General features: G+C 59.1%; 2 protein-coding genes. Both read left to right on the top strand.

The window, feature by feature from the left end:
* The first annotated feature begins 35 nt into the window (after positions 1–35).
* Positions 36–3,902: a non-ribosomal peptide synthetase gene (locus tag KBY08_RS00860; protein WP_231992722.1), complete on the top strand. Its 3,867-nt coding sequence runs from the start codon at positions 36–38 to the stop codon at positions 3,900–3,902.
* A gap of 116 nt (positions 3,903–4,018) precedes the next feature.
* Complete coding sequence (locus KBY08_RS00855; protein ID WP_225651073.1) at positions 4,019–16,579, top strand: non-ribosomal peptide synthetase/type I polyketide synthase; 12,561 nt, start codon at positions 4,019–4,021, stop codon at positions 16,577–16,579.
* The last annotated feature ends 41 nt before the right edge of the window (positions 16,580–16,620 follow it).

Here is a 16,620-nt window from a genome sequence, read left to right as displayed (position 1 = left end):
CACAGCATATAACCGGTACTGAAGGGCCACTCTCCATGTCTCAGGAGCAAGCCTGGTTTCTTGAGACGTTAGTACCCGAGAGTATTGCTTATAACTTTCAGGCCATGCTGAACATTCGCGGCAACCTTGATATCAACGTGCTTGAACGTGCGCTGAGCAGGGTGGTTGAACGCCATCAGTCACTGTCCACTGTTTTTGATGAGGTTGACGGAGAACCACGGCAAACTATCCAGGATGCCTGGTCCGTGAACATTCCGATCGTTGACCTGTCTGCCAGCAGTGAAGCGGTACGGCAGACCTACATGAATTCTATTGTGAAAGCTGAAATTGCCCAGAAGATCGAAGTGGCGAAACTTCCGCTGATTCGCTGGGTACTGTTCAAATTCAGCGATCAGTTCCACGTATTGCTGCATATCGAACACCACCTCATTCATGACGGCTGGTCATTCCGGCTGTTTCTCAAAGAGCTGAATCATTTTTACAATGAAGAAAAGGGCCGCGTGAATCAGGAGCCCCTTGAGCCGGTGATCCAGTTCATCGATTACTGCCAATGGGAGCGCGACTGGCTGGATTCGGCTGAAGGCCGTCAAGGCCGAGACTTCTGGTACGGACGTCTTGAAACCTGGCCGGCCTACACGCATTCGCCGTTTCCGGCAGAGAAGGACGCGCAAGCCGCATTGGATTTTGTCGGAAGTTCGGTGTCGGTGCCGCTGCCGGGTAAGTTGATCAGCGCACTGCAGGCGTATGGGTCGGAAAATAAATCCACCCTGTTCGAGACCATGTTTTCGCTGTTTGCCTGCGTGGTAGCGGCGCGTTCGGGTCAGACGCAACAGCTGATAGGCACCGCCGTCGCCAACCGTGACTTGCCGGGCATCGAAAACACCATCGGTATGCTGGTCAACATGTTGCCGCTGCGCATCGACATTGATGCGAATACGTCCTGGGCGCCTCTACTGGCAGCCGTGAAAGAAGAAATCCGCACGGCTTGCCTGCAGTCGCATGTACCGTTTTCAACAATGGTTGCCGATCTGAGTCCGGATCGTGTCACTCAGCAATTGCCGTACATCCAGGTTGCTTTCAGCTTTCATAACTCCATGTCCCGCACCCTGGACTTTGCGGACATTGATGTCGAGGTGGTGGAAGGGCTGGCAAACGGTTCTGCGAAATTCGACCTCAACGTCATTTGCGTTTTCGATGACGAAGTGAACCCGGCCGCTGGTGGTCGCTTCATGCTTGAGTACTCCACCGCTGTCGCCAAAGAGGCAGATGTCAGAGCGCTGATGGCCGATTTTCTTCACCTGGCTGGCGCCTGGCTCGAGCAACCTGCAGAAAGTCTCGCCAATGTACGCAAGGCTGCTGTGCTGGCCGCGCCGTCAGGCAGTTCTTCTGTCAATCCTGGTGTGGAATTCTGGAAACAATCACTCGACCTCGAAGCTTCGGGGCTTCTGCCTGACCATGCGCTTAATCGCGCAGTCAGCGGGCCGCTTGCGCGTCATGAAATCCCTCTTCCGGATGAAAGCCTTGCGCGCCTGTTTCAAGCGTGTGAGCAGCGCAACATTGAACCTGAAGCAGCGCTTTTTTCTCTCTATGCCGTGACCATGGCTCGTTATGGCGGGCATCAAACCGTAGTGGCCGGTCTGGGTACTGCTGCCGATGGACAGCGTCTGGCCATACCGTTGCCACTCAAGTTGACGCTCGCTGCGCATGACACGTTTGCCGATGTCTTCCTGCGCGCACAACAGCACTGCGATCAGGCTCGTCACTGGCACGCATCTTCTGCCCAGGGTCTGGAACAAGCGCTTGATGACAGTGTTGCGGCCTCGGGAAGAGCGCCGCAGTCATTGATACAGTCGGTATTCTGCGACGGTGTTTCCGCGCGTGCAGAGCAGGGAGGCGCGTCGGGCAGTCTGCACTCGCCTCTCGAATTCGTCCTGGACCGTTCCAGCACAAAGGCCTCGTTGTCACTCGGCTATGCTGCTGATCTGTTCGCTCAGGAAACAGCCACTTCAATGGCCGGGCATTACGTCCAGTTGCTGGAAAAGGCCAGCGAATCACTGGACGAAACGCTGGCGCAAAGTCTATCGGCCGAGCACCAGGCTGCCATTCAGACACAGTGTGAAGGGCTTGACTCGAGCTATCCTGAAACGTCCCTGCACGCCATCGTCGAGGCCTTTGCGGCCACACAGCCCGAGGCCATCGCTGTGCGGTGCGGCGATGCAGTGCTGACGTACGCTCAGCTCAATGAATCCGCCGACAAAGTTGCCGACACATTGCTTCGCAAGGGCGTGCAGCCGGGTGACGTCGTGGGCATCTGCATGATGCGCTCCGAATTGCTGGTTGCGGCGCTGTTGGGCGTGCTCAAGGCCGGTGCATGCTACCTCTCGATCGACTGTGCATTGCCTGCAGAGCGTCGTAATTGGCTTCTGGAGGAGGCGGACGTCAAGTGGGCACTGATCGATGAGAGTGCTCCGGCTTTACGTGATGCAACCTCAACACTGTTGATAGGGCAGTTGGTGAATGAGCAGGACGACCCACGCGTGTCGCCGCTGGCCAAACCTGTCATCAGCGCGGATGCTCGCTGCTATTACATGTTTACATCGGGTTCCACGGGCACTCCGAAGGCCACGGCCAGTACCCACCGCGCGGTGGTGAGTCTGGTCAAGGGTACGGACTATATCGATATCAAGGGTGACGACCGCTTCCTGTTTTTCGCGCCCCTCGCGTTCGATGCGTCGACCTTTGAAATCTGGGGCGCCTTGCTGAACGGCGCGCAGTTGGTGGTTCAGCCTGGCGAAGCCGGCGGACTGGATGACCTGGCACACACACTGGAAAATCAGCAGGTCAGTGTGCTCTGGCTGACGTCCGCATTGTTCCAGGAGATGGTCGATCAATATCCTCAGGCGATGGCTGGCGTCAGGCATATACTGACCGGCGGTGACGTTGTTTCGCCGCAAAGCATGCGCAGTTTGCTGGCACGCTCCACCGGGACGCTCACCATCTGTTACGGCCCGACTGAAGGCACGGTCTTTACCACGGCCTACAGCATGGACAAGGTCGAACAAGTGACTGACAAACCCTTGATCGGATGGCCGATTGCACAGGCCGATGCCTACATCGTGGATGTTTTCGGGCAGCTTGCCGAGCCCGGTGTTCCAGGGGAGTTATTCATCGGCGGCACAGGGATCACCGGTGCCTACCTCAAGCGTCCGGAACTGAGCCAGGAGCGGTTTGTGACGCTGGAGCGGTTCCCCGGCAAAACACTCTTCCGCACCGGTGATCTGGCGCGCTGGACCCCGGGCCGCGGTATCGAGTTCCTTGGACGCAGTGACAGTCAGATAAAGATCCGTGGCTTGCGTATAGAACCGGGTGAGGTCGAGCAGGCGATACGTCAATTGCCGGGTGTCACAGCGTGCTCACTGATTCTGCGCACATTGAACCTGGACAAACAGCTGGTCGCCTTCGTCAGTCTGGACGGAAGCGTTGCACTGGATGAGCAACAGATTCGTGTGGCGTTGAGAGAATGCCTGCCCGACTACATGGTGCCTGCCGAAGTGCATGTGATCGAGCAACTGCCGGTCAATGCGAGCGGCAAGGTCGACAAGCGTGCCTTGCTTGAACTGGCGACTCAAAACGGCCGTGCAAGGGTTACCAGCGAGCGACCGTCGACGGCTCTGGAAAAATCCATTGCCGAGGTCTGGGCGCACATCCTCAACGTGCCGGACGTGGGTAGAAATGAAGACTTCTTCTCCATCGGCGGACACTCGTTGGCCGGTATGCGGATCATGTCGAGGCTGAGCAAGCAATTTGGCACTCGTCTGTCGCTGAATCTGCTCTTCGAGTATCCCAGCGTCGAGACGCTTGCAGGTGCTATCGAACGCTCGGCCGAGCCGTTGACGGCCTGACCGTTTTTCAGGCGCGTGGTGGGTAGCAACAGCACCCCCACGCGCTTTCTCACCTCTAAGCCTCCCAATTTACCTTCCTCGCAGCGACATCGGTCGCTGTCGAGGTGGAGATGGTCATGTCTCAAAAAAAGCCGGTCACTTCAACCACCGAGTCCGCTGTCAGGATGCCGACCCCGGCAGCCGGAGGTTTCCTGAATTTATCGCCTGCGCAAAAAAGCCTCTGGTTCATGCACCAGATGGAAGATGCCAGCGCCACGTACAATGTGCCTTTTGCGCTGCGTATTGACGGGGCACTGGATCGCGCGGCCCTCGAGCGGGCAGTGGACAGTGTCTATCAGCGCCAGAGTGCACTGCGCTATCGTTTTCCCTGTATCGATGGGCAGCCGGTGATTCGCCTTGTCGATGAGCAACTGCTGATTCGCAAGGTTGACCTGCGAGCCGAACCGGACAGCGAAGCCGCGCTGAAAGCGTTCGAGCAAAGCGAAGCGCGTTATGTTTTCGATCTTGAGCATGAAGCGCTTCTGCGCGCGACGTTGCTGCACTGTGCGACCGACGAGCATGTTCTGTTGATCAATGTTCATCACATCGTTTTCGACGGTTGGTCGATGCAGATCTTCCTCTCCGAAGTGGCCTCAGCCTATTCGGCGCTGGTGCGGGGCAGCGAGGTAAACGCGGAGCCGTTGAACTTCGACTTTGGCGATTATTTGAGTCTGAGCCCATCGAACGCTGAACGGGCTCCCGATATCGACCACTGGCAGCGGCGATTGGTCGGTGCGCCGCCGGTATTGCCATTACCGCTGGATAACAAGCGTCCGGCCGTTCAGCGTTACGCAGGCCAGCGTTGTCATTTTCAAGTGCCTGAAGCCGTCTCGGACGCGCTGAAAAACCTGGCAAGGGAGTGTCGCGTCACGCCCTATATGGTAGGGCTCGCGGCCTTTTCCGTGCTGCTGTATCGCTATACGCAAGAGGCGGATCTGGTCATCGGATCGCCGATGTCGAATCGGCAGTCCTCTGACCTGGAAGGCGTGATCGGTTTCTTCGTCAATACGCTGCCAAACCGGATCGATGCATCGGGTTCTCCTTCTTTCGTCGAGTTGCTAAAAAGAGTTCGTGCCTCGGTGCTCGATACGTTCGAGCATGCCCATGTGCCCTTCGATCAGATTGTCGAGGCCATTCAGCCCCCACGTTCCCTGAGCCATGCGCCGGTGTTTCAGGTGCTGTTCGATATGGCCAACGAAGATTTTTCGGTCGAGCTGGAAAACCTGCGCACTCGTGTTTATACGCTCGACTCCTGTACCGCCAAATATGACCTGAGTCTTACCCTGGCACTGACTGCGCACGGCATGAGCGGCGCAATCGAGTATGACACCGCATTGCTGGATGAGCGCGCAGTGCAGGGGATGATCGATAGCCTGCTGATCATCATGGAGCAGGTGTCGCGCAACCCTGACGGGGCCATTGACGATTTTTCGCTATTGTCGTGCGAAGCTGTGGAGCAGGCGTTGCGCCTGGCCAATCATCAGCCCGCAGCGCCGCAGGCGCCCTTTGCACCTTTTCATCAATGGTTCAAACGCAGTGCCGCGCAATGGGGCGAGGCGGATGCGCTGGTCTATGAAAACCGTCGTTACAGCTATGCGCAACTGGATGCAGAGGCCCGGGTACTGGCGGGCCACCTGCATGCTGCCGGCGTTCGGCGTGGTGACCGGGTTGCAGTGGTGCAACGCTATGGGCCAGAGGTCATCATCGCGTTACTGGCGGTGCATCAGGTCGGGGGCATTTATGTGCCGCTGGCGATCGACGATGCCCGTCATGCTGATCTGCTCAAGGACATCGAGCCCAGACTGGTGCTCACACTGAGCGCCTGTCAGGAGCAACTGAGGGGTTATCCATGCCTTGTGCAGGATGATTTGCCGCAGGCCACCGGCACACTGCACGAGAACGAATTCGAGGGGCGCAACACACAGCCGGAAGACATCGCCTACATTATTTTTACCTCCGGTTCTACCGGGCGTCCCAAGGGCGTCAGTGTCTCCCACGGCAGTTGGGTAAGTCTGCTCCAGGCGCTGGAGCAGACTTACGGTCAGACCGAGCCAGGTGTCACCGGCATTTTGCAGATGGCCAATTTCACGTTTGACGTATTCATGAGCGATGTGGTCCGCGCGCTGGCGGTTGGCGCACGGTTGATAATGTGCCCGCGGCAGAGTCTGGCTGACCCTGAACAACTCTATGAGCTGATCACGGCTGAACGGGTGACGTTGCTCGAGTTCGTGCCGGCGGTCCTGCGGCAGATGATACGTTACCTGGAAGAGACGGGACGGCGTCTGGATACCCTGCGTACGCTGACCTGTGGCGCGGATGTCTGGTTCGTCCACGAGTATCGGAAAATGCAGACGCTGTGTGGACCGCAGACCAGGGTTGTCAGTGTTTACGGAGTCACCGAGGCAACCTGCGAAAGCGCTACGTTCGAGCCCGATGCGGGGTGGTATGACCCTGAGCGCAGCTTGCCAATCGGCGGTCCGTTGCCGAACACGTCCCTGTACCTGGTCGACGCAACGCTGAATCTGGTACCGCGCACTGTCCCCGGCGAATTGTTGATTGGTGGCGGCGCAGTGGCGTCCGGTTACATGAATCGCCCTGAACTGAACGAGAAAAGCTTCCTGACAGGTTCGTTCTCGGCCAGCGGACGGTTTTTACCTGGCGTCGGCGAGCAGCGGTTCTATCGCACCGGCGATCTGTGTCGGCACATGCGCGACGGCACCATCGAGTTTCTGGGCCGCAGTGACAACCAGGTCAAGATTCGTGGCTTCCGCATCGAGTTGGGGGAAGTCGAGAGCGTACTTGCCGACCATCCGGACGTGAATGAATGCGCGGTGGTGACCCGCCAGTCACCAGGCGCTGAGGCCGAGCTGATCGGTTATGTACAAACCCGCGCTACAGCGCAGCAACTCAATGCCTACCTTGGCGAGCGCCTGCCGGGCCACATGGTGCCGCGCCTGTTGGTGGTCCTGGCGGCACTGCCCTTGACCGCAAACGGCAAGATCGATCGCAAGAGCCTGCCGGAGCCCGATTGGACGCAGGACTCACGCGCCTATGCCGCACCGCGTAACAGTCTGGAAGAGCAGCTTGTCGAAGACTGGCAACACCTGCTCAACGTGCCGCGTGTGGGCATTGACGACAATTTTTTCGAGAGTGGCGGGCATTCTCTGCTGGTCACCCAGGTCATTGCGCAGATCAAAAAACGCTTTGGTGTGGCGCTCAGCATTGCCAACCTGTTCGAAGGGCCTACCGTCGCCCAGGTCGCCGAAAAGATTATGCTGAGTATGATCCAGATCTCCCAAGGGGCCAGTGTCGCTTCCAGGCCGGCCGCGATCGGTCGCAGCAGCGGTATCGAGCGTCAACGTCTGTCGTTTGCCCAACGCCGACTGTGGTTGACCCAGCACAGTGAACCGGGCACTGCCTACAACATGCCGGAAATATGCCGGCTGACCGGGCAACTGGATATTCCTGCGCTGGAAGGTGCATTGAATCTGCTGCTTGAGCGCCATGAAGTCTTGCGCACGCATTTCACCCGTGAGCTTGAAACGTTTGTAGACACGCAGGGCGTCACGCAGAAAGAGCCGTTGGTTGTGACAAGCCACGCTGACAGCGCACGTGTACCGTTCAGGCTGCAAACCATCGCTCGCGAAGCGCTCACGGCTGCGCTGGAGGTGGAGGTGCACACGCCGTTCGTGCTGGACAAGGAACTGCCGATACGCGCGTTGCTTCTGCAGACGGCGTCGGATGAGCATGTTCTGTGCCTGACGCTGCATCACATCGCCTACGACGGCTGGTCGAGTGCCTTGCTTCGTCAGGAGCTGGCAGTGTTCTATCGGCACTTGACGCAAGGTGAGCGCATCACACTGAGCCCACTGGAGGCTCAGTATCAGGACTATGCGGCCTGGCAACGAAATCAACTCGAAACCGGGGCCTTCACGACTCAAATCGATGCCTGGAAGGCATCGCTGCAGGACTTGCCGCCGCCTCTGGTACTGCCTGTACGTTCCAGTCCGCGAGAAGGAAATCCGTTGGCTGGCGACTACGTTGCGCTGACTCTGCCTGGCGACTGCTCGGCAAGGCTCGATCAGCTTTGCCTGCGTCTGCAATGCACGCCGGCCATGGTCATGCACGCCGCGTTCGCGCTGCTATTGCATCGCTACACCGGGCAGGACGACATTTTGATCGGCATGCCATTCTCGGGAAGGGACCATGATGAAAGTACGAACCTGATCGGGTTTTTCGTTAACCTGCTTCCGTTACGGCTGCGTTTGCGAGGCCCTCTGCGTGTGGCGCAGGTTATCGAACAGAGTCGTCAGGCCCTGCTTGCCGCCGAGGCAAATCAGTCGGTGCCGATCGATTACCTGGCGCAAGTGCTCAACCCGCAGCGGCTGCCGGGCAAGCATCCTTTTTTCCAGGCAGGCCTGGTGGTGCAGAGTACGACGGCCGTACCGCTTAGCTTGCCGCACGTGAAATCGGAAGAAATCTCCTTGGCCTCCACTGAGGTGAAGCTGGACCTGATGCTGGAGTTGCGTGCTGTCAAAGGCGAAGGGGTGAGTGGGGTATTCAAATATCGCACGTCGCTGTTCGAGCGTTCTGTTATCTCGGGCATGGCAGGGCATTTCCAGTGTCTGCTGGAAAATATGCTGGCTAATGACGAGCAGACCGTCGCGCAGGTGAAGATGCTGTCTGCAACCGAACAGCAGAGGCTGATCAGCCAGTTCAACGATACGGCGCGCGACTTTGGCGATGGCGATGTCGTCAGCCGTTTTGAACAGCGTGTACGTCAGACTCCCCAGGCTATGGCCCTTCAGTTGCAACAACGCTGCTGGACATACGCCGAACTGGACCGGTTAGCCAACGGCATCGCCCACGCGTTGATAAAGAAGGGTGTGCAAGCCGGTGAGCACATCGGCCTGTTCACTGGACGGCATCCCTATCTGGTGGCAGGCATGCTTGGCATCCTCAAGGCGCGCTGTGCCTTTGTCCCCTTGAATCCGCAGGATTCGATGGAAGGTGCGCTGGGCTACATGATCAAAGACGCAGCATTGCACCGCGTGGTGGGTCATCGAGGCTTGGCACACGAGCTTGCCGCTCTGGGGCTGGAGACGTTGCTGGTCGACGACTTCGAAGGTGACCAGGGCGAATGGTCTGCTCCGGCCTGCCAGCGTGAGCCTCAGGATCTGGCCTATATTCTTTACACCTCTGGCTCGACCGGGCAGCCCAAGGGGGTAATGGTTTCGCAGCGCAATATCGATAACACTGCGAATGCATTTGCGCGAACACTGGAACTGACTGGTCAGTCGCGCCAGCTGCAGTACTTTTCGCCAGTCTTCGACGGGGTTTGTGGCGAGGTGTTTCCGGTACTGATCAGCGGCGCCACACTGGTATTTGCAGCCTCTGAACAGCTGCTCCCGGGGCCGGATCTGGTGACGCTTCTGCGCGAGCAACGTATCACCCATCTGCAGATCACGCCGACGGCCCTGCGCTTGCTCCCCCATGCCGAGCTTGCCGAACTGAAAGTCATCATCAGCGCCGGTGAAGCCTGTCCGGCCAATGTCGCCCAGACCTGGGCAGCCGGCAGACGTTTCCTCAATGGTTACGGTCCGACCGAAACCACGGTGTATGCATCTGCCCGGGATTACTGGGATGAACGAGGTGCCTTGGTATTGCGGCCTCTGGACAACGTCAGAATGTATGTCCTTGACCGGTATCTGAACCCTCTTCCCTGCGGTGTACCCGGCGAGCTTTACATTGGCGGGAGCGGGGTGGCACAGGGTTATCTGAATCTGGATGAGCGCACCGCGCAAGCGTTTCTTCCCGACCCATACGGCGTTTCGCCCGAGGCGCGGCTGTACCGCACTGGCGACTTTGTCGTGCGTCAGTTCAACGGAAGCCTGAGCTATGTCGGGCGTATCGATAATCAGGTCAAGATTCGCGGTTTTCGCATTGAGCTGGGCGACGTCGAAACGCGCTTGAACGCGATAGCCGGGCTGGAGCAGGCGGTCGTGGTGGTCAAACAGGATGACCAGGGGCACAAGGCTCTGGTGGGGTATTACGTCGGCAAACCGAGCGTGGCACAGGTACGTGCAGAGCTGGCCAGGGTGCTGCCGGCACATAGTGTGCCGGAGCGTCTTGTCTGCTTGCCCGAGCTGCCGCTTAGCCGTACTGGCAAAGTCGATCGCAAGTCGCTCGAAAATCGCGTTGATCAGCGCGCTCAGGAAGGCACTGCGGTCGGGACGCCGGCGACCCTTCCTGCAGCCGTCAGGCCTGCTGGAAAACGTCTGCACAACACGGTCAGAACGATCTGGCAGGAAGTGCTCGATTGCCAGGAAATCGATTCGGACGACAATTTTTTCGATCTCGGTGGCCACTCGTTACGCATCGTCGAGACGCAAAAACGTTTGAGCGAGCTTTTGCAGGCGCCCGTGGCCATGACAGACCTTTTCGAATACCCGACGCTGCGTGGTCTGGTCGCTCACCTGGAACGCTTGCATGGGCCGCTGCCGGAGGTTCGCCAAGCCAGCGAGGCATCACCTGCCATTGATCCAGGGAATCGCACGCTGGCGGTCGTCGGCATGGCCGGGCGCTTTCCGGGCGCCGCTGACCTGAGCGAGTTCTGGCAGAACATCACCGAAGGGGTGGAGTCGACTCTTTACTTCAGTGATGAGGTCATGCTCGCGCATGGCGTAAACCCTGATCTGCTGGAGCGTGCCGATTTCGTCAAGTGTGGCAATCGTCTCGAGGACGTCGACAAGTTCGATGCCGAGTTCTTCGGCTTTTCACCGCGTGAAGCACAGCTGATGGATCCTCAGCAGCGCATCTTTCTTCAATGCGCGTGGGCCGCGATGGAAGCCGCCGGTTACGGCGGCGCTCTGAACGATTTGCGTGTGGGCGTATTTGCAAGCGCGAGCACCAGCCATTACCTGCTCGATCACGTTTACCCGAGGCGCCAGGAGCTGCAACTGGAGAACATCCAGTGGTTGTTGGGTAATGGCCGCGATTTCATGGCTTCGCGTGTGGCTTACAAACTCAATCTCGCGGGACCTGCGATTACCGTCGAAACGGCTTGCTCCTCGTCACTGGTGGCGGTCCAGATGGCCTGCGAAAGCTTGCTGCGAGGCGAGTCGGATATGGTGATCGTCGGCGGTGCTTCGGTCGAAGCTCAATACTACGGTTACCAGGCGGCACCGGGCAGCATCATTTCCGTCGATGGCCATTGCCGGCCGTTCGATGCCCAGGCCAGTGGCACCACTGGCGGCAGCGGTTGTGCAGTGTTGGTCCTCAAACTGGCTGACAGGGCAATCGAAGATCGCGACCATATTCATGCCTTGATCAAGGGCGGGGCGATCAATAACGATGGCTCCAGTAAGGTCAGTTACACCGCGCCCAGTGTTCATGGGCAGGCCCAGGTGGTGAGCGCTGCACTCGATGCAGCGAATATCAGCGCAGATTCCATTGGTTACGTCGAGGCGCATGGCACCGGCACTCGTCTGGGTGACCCGGTAGAAGTCCGTGCGCTGACGCAGGCCTATACCAGCGCTTTGCCACATTTCACGCCGGGCTTTTGTGCCCTTGGTTCGTTGAAGAGCAACATCGGTCATCTTGATGCGGCCTCAGGCATCGCCGGGCTGGTCAAAGCCATACTTGCCGTGCAACACAACGTGCTGCCTGCAAGCCTGAACTTCACGCGGGCCAATCCCGAAATCGATTTCAGCGACAGCCCGTTTTATGTCAACACGACCTCCAGGCCGTGGCCGGCAGCGGCCTCGCCACGTCGGGCAGGCGTCAGCTCCTTCGGCATCGGCGGGACCAATGCGCATGTCATTGTCGAGGAACCTCCTCAACCGTCGGTACGCCCGCATGACGATAGCGAACGCTGGTACATACTGCCGTTCTCTGCACGCTCCGCAGCAGCGCTGGATCATCAGCGTCGGCAACTGATCACCTGTCTGCAGAATCCCGCAGCCGATCTACGCGATATCGCCTTCACGCTGGGAGAGGGTCGTACACGTTTTGCCTTCAGGGACAGCGTCGTCAGCCAGAGTATTGCCGGAGCCTTGCACGCGCTGCAGGCGCCTTCGTCCACAGCGCTAATGGAACGCAGGCAGGACCGTCCGATCGTGTTCATGTTCTCCGGGCAGGGCAGCCAGTACGCGGGAATGTTCAAGGGCCTCTACGACAGTGAGGCAGTATTTCGGCAGACAGTTGACCGCTGTGCAGTCATATTGCAGCGTTATGGCGTCGACATTCTGGCCTGTCTGTACCCGCCAGCGGGTAGCAAAACAGGCGACGCCCTGAGCCGGACGGAGATCGCGCAGCCGGCACTTTTTGTGGTCGAGTACGCGTGCGCCCTGTTGTTGCAAAGCCGCGGTATCCACCCGCAGGCGCTCATAGGCCATAGCCTTGGGGAGCTGGTGGCTGCCTGTTTTGCCGGGGTCTACAGTGTTGAAGACAGCTTGAAACTGGTTGTCGAGCGGGGCCGCCTGATGCAACGTCAAGCGCCCGGTGCGATGCTTGCCGTTGGCCTCTCGGAAGCAGACTGCGCGCGTTTTCTGGAGCCCGGCGTGGAACTGGCTGCCGTCAATGGGCCGCTGCAATGTGTCCTGGCGGGTGATTTTGAAGCTATTGCGCGGGTCGAGCGACAACTGGCCGAGGAAGGGCTCGTAGGGCGTGTACTGGATACCTCGCACGCTTTTCATTCCCGCATGATGGCTCCGGCTGCGCACGCGTTGAAGGCCGTTGTTAACGGGTTCTCTGTTCAGCCCCCGACTATCGCGCTCGTGTCCAACCACAACGGTGGTTGGTTCTCGATCGATTCGAGCAGCCAGAGTGATTACTGGGCGTCTCATCTACTGGAAACCGTGCGCTTTTCTGACGGTATCGCGCTGCTTGCCGACGAACTGGAAGAGCCGATTTTTCTCGAAGTCGGCCCGGGCCGTGCTCTTCAGAGTGCATTGAAATCCTATGCTGATCCCTTGTGCGTGCTTGGTTGCACTCGGCATGCACGGGACAGCCGGTCGGACGAGGCGGCATTGGCGCAAGGCATCGCGTCATTGTGGAGGCAGGGGGCACGTTTCGGTTGGGCGCAGGCCACAGGGTGTACAGACGGCGCACGCGTGCCGCTGCCGACCTATCCGTTCGCGCGGGACAGCCACTGGATCGAGGCTGCCGGGACGGCTTCTTCAGCGCAGCACGAGGCACCGTTGTTCCTGCATTGGCAGCGTATGCATGGTAATCGCCGGCAGTTCCGGTTGAGCCTTTCGCCACAACTCTGGCTGGTGGACGAACACCGGGTTTTCGAAGGAAGGCCAGTGCTTTCCGGCACCGGATGCGTCGAACTGGTACGCAATGCCTATGCGCGTATGGAAGGTGTCGAGTCGATCGAGCTGAGTGATGTTTACTTCCCGACCCCTCTGGTTCTGGAAGATGAGCAGGCCTCGCAACGCGTGCTGATTACGTTCAAGGATCACGCCGAGAGCACCGAGTTTTTCCTCGAGTCGGTATCGGACGAGGGTAACGGTCCGCAGCAGCGCACGATGCTGCATGCCCAGGGCTTCATCAAGCGCCACGACCGGGAGCGTTCCGTACCCACAGCGTTGATGCAGCTTCAGGCCGACCATGCTGACTGTCTTGCCGATGAAGTCGAACATGCGGCATTGAACACGCGTCTCGGCTTGTTCGGGCCTCGCTGGAAGTGCTTTCGTTCTATCTGGCTTAGTGAGGATGAGGGGTTGGCGCTCCTGGAACTCGATCAGGCGTTTGCCGCTGATGTTGAGCACTTTGCGCTGCATCCGGCGTTGCTCGACATGGCGACTGGTTTTCTCTCGATCATGGAAAACCGCGCCCGCAGATTGCCGTTCCATTACCAGCGCCTGACTATTCATGCACCACTGCGCTCCCGGCTTTACAGCCATGCACGGCGGGTTCGCAGTAATGTTTATGATGTGCAGATGTTCGAAGTCGACAGCGACGGCGGAGTCGGGGCGCTGCTGGCCGAGGTGACAGGCTTCACTTTGCGCGAGGAGCGAGTGGCATCGGAAGCACAGCGCACTGAGCCCCTGGACTGGTGCCAGGCGCCTGCATGGCGCCCGGCATTGCCGCCGAGGAGCGACTCGCCATTACAAGGGCCCTGGCTGGTTGTGATGCGCGGCGTTGCAGCCGATAACAGCATGCTTTTCTCGCTGCCGCCGGACAGTGTCTGCATAGCAGATGCCGGTGATTCCGGCACTGCGGTCGCGACAATTGCTCGCGGCGATGCTCAGGCGTATGAGCAACTGTTCAATACACTGGCGGCGCAAGATGCCTTGCCGAGTCAGATCATTTACATGGCTGGTCAGGCGCAACCGACGCACGGCGAACACGCTGCCATCAGGCTGTTTACCGATCTTATGTCGCTGGTACAGGCGTACATCCCTCATGCCGCAAACACCACTGTGTTGTCACTGGTGACCGAAGGTGCCTGCCAGGTGGATGACGATGAGCCGGTCAACAGCTGTGTAGCGACCTTGTCTGGTGTGGTTCGCACACTTGCGTGGGAGCTGCCACAGATTCAGTGCCGTCATTTCGATCTGCCGCTTGCCAATGCGGCGGAGAACGAGACGCTGCTGCTTCAGGCACTCCAGCACATCGATCCAGACCAGGCATCTCCGCTTGCTTCGACCCTGGCGTTGCGCAAACAGACGTTCCATGAGCCTTGCCTGCGAGCGCTGCAAGTCTCGCCACCTTCGCAGCCGTTCGAGGAGGGCGGGACCTACGTGGTTACCGGTGGTCTGGGCGGCATGGGGCTTGCGCTGGCCAGTCATCTGGCTGCGAAGGCAAAAGCCGTCACGTTAGTCCTGATGTCCCGTTCTGCGACAGTCACGGATGAGGTCGGGCAAGCGCTGCAGGCGTTGGAACAGCAGGGCGCGCGGATTCAACACATGGCGGTCGATTGCGCTGATCGCGAGGCTTTCACTGCAGCGCTGCACCAGGTCAGACTTCAGCATGGACGTATCTCTGGAGCCATACACGCGGCAGGCGTGCAAGCCAGCGGTCTCATTCAACTGAGCCAGGCAACTGCATGGGCACAGGTCATGGGCAGCAAGGTAGTCGGCACCGATGTGCTGATAGAGGTTTTGCGCCAGGAACCTGTCGATTTCATATTCCTGTGTTCGTCGTTGGCGTCGGTGCTGGGTGGTCTGGGCCAGGCGGATTACGCCGCCGCCAACGCTTACCTGGATGCTCGGGCGCAGGCGTGTCGTCAGGAGGGCATACCTGTGGTTTCGCTCAACTGGGATGCATGGGCGCAGGCAGGTATGCGTGTTGCCTATGACAGGGCACACCCCGAGCAGGCGCCGATTGATAATGTGCGCGGGCTGACCAACGCAGAAGGTTGCCAGCTGTTCGAGCTGGCCCTGGCGCAGAACACGGCTCAGGTCATCGTGAGCAAGGCGCAGGATCTGCAACAACTGATCGAGCAACTGCAGCGCGGCGGTGCGACATCGGCTGGCCGTGCAACACCGCTGTTCGACTCCGGGGCCGAGCGTGTTGCGCCACGCAATGCGGTGGAACAGGAAGTCGCGCAGTTGTGGCAAGAGCTGCTAGGCGGCGATATGCCGGGTGTGCTGGATAACTTCTTCGATCTGGGCGGGCACTCGCTGTTGGGCTCACAGCTGATTTCGCGAATTCGTTCGCGCTTTCAGCAGTGCCTGACGTTGGCCGAGTTTCTCGATGAGCCGACCATCGAGCGAATCGCCCGTTCATTGGGCAGTGGCGCCGACGATACGCCCATCGATGCCGATGAAGCCGCCGTCCGCTACTGTCTGGTGCCGGTGCAGCGAAACGGCGAGGGGAGACCATTCTTCTGTCTGCCGGGCATGGGGGGCAACGTCAATCAAGTGCTTGGGTTGGCCAAGGCCATGGGTACGCAGCGGCCTTTTTACGGTCTGCAATGCCTTGGGCTCGATGGCAAGGCTGAGCCTCACCTCAGCGTCGAGGATATGGCCGAACACTATATTCGCTGCATGAAATCGGTTCAGGCGCACGGGCCGTATCTGTTGGGCGGGCATTCACTTGGCGGAAAAGTAGCGTATGAAATCGCCAGGCGTCTCGAAGCGCGTGGCGACCAGGTGGGCTTGCTGGCGCTGTTCGACTCGGCGGCACCTCCCTATACGCAAATGCAGGTGCCCACTGATGCTCAGGTACTGGGTTCGCTGCTGAGTATCTTCGGGCATTACTTCGACAAGCCGATCAAGCTTAGCCGCGAGGAGTTGCAGGCGCTCGAGCATCTGGATGATGAGGAAAAGATCCGCTACCTGAAAGACACACTGGAAAGTCACGGGTTGCTGGATGCGCGTGGCGATGAGGGAAGCATCCGGGGGCTGTTCAACGTGTACAAGGCTGCTGCCGCATTCGGTATGCGCTATGACCCGCCCAAAGTTGCGCTTGATGCCTCGCTGGTGCTGTTTCGCGCGGTCGACTCGATGCCCTCCGGCATCAACCTGCCCGAGATCCGCGACACGGATGCCTGGGGCTGGGAGTCGTTCAGTGCGGCGAAGGTAAGAACGGTCGATGTCTCGGGAGACCACTTTACCTGCCTGTCCGTCCACGCCCGGCAAATTGCCGATGTATTGATCGAGCAACTCGCCGAGTGTGATCGATAACCCGTTCTTTGCGGAACATGGCGAGCAGGCTCAGCGCCTGC

The sequence above is a fragment of the Pseudomonas sp. P135 genome, assembly GCF_020312125.1.
GTDB lineage: Bacteria > Pseudomonadota > Gammaproteobacteria > Pseudomonadales > Pseudomonadaceae > Aquipseudomonas > Aquipseudomonas fragariae.
Note: the sequence above shows the minus strand (reverse complement) of the source record. Positions and strands in the feature narration are given on the sequence as shown.

Coding starts and splice junctions, on each gene's coding strand:
- KBY08_RS00860 (WP_231992722.1), top strand. CDS start 36: ATGTCTCAGGAGCAAGCCTGGTTTCTTGAGACGTTAGTACCCGAGAGT.
- KBY08_RS00855 (WP_225651073.1), top strand. CDS start 4,019: ATGTCTCAAAAAAAGCCGGTCACTTCAACCACCGAGTCCGCTGTCAGG.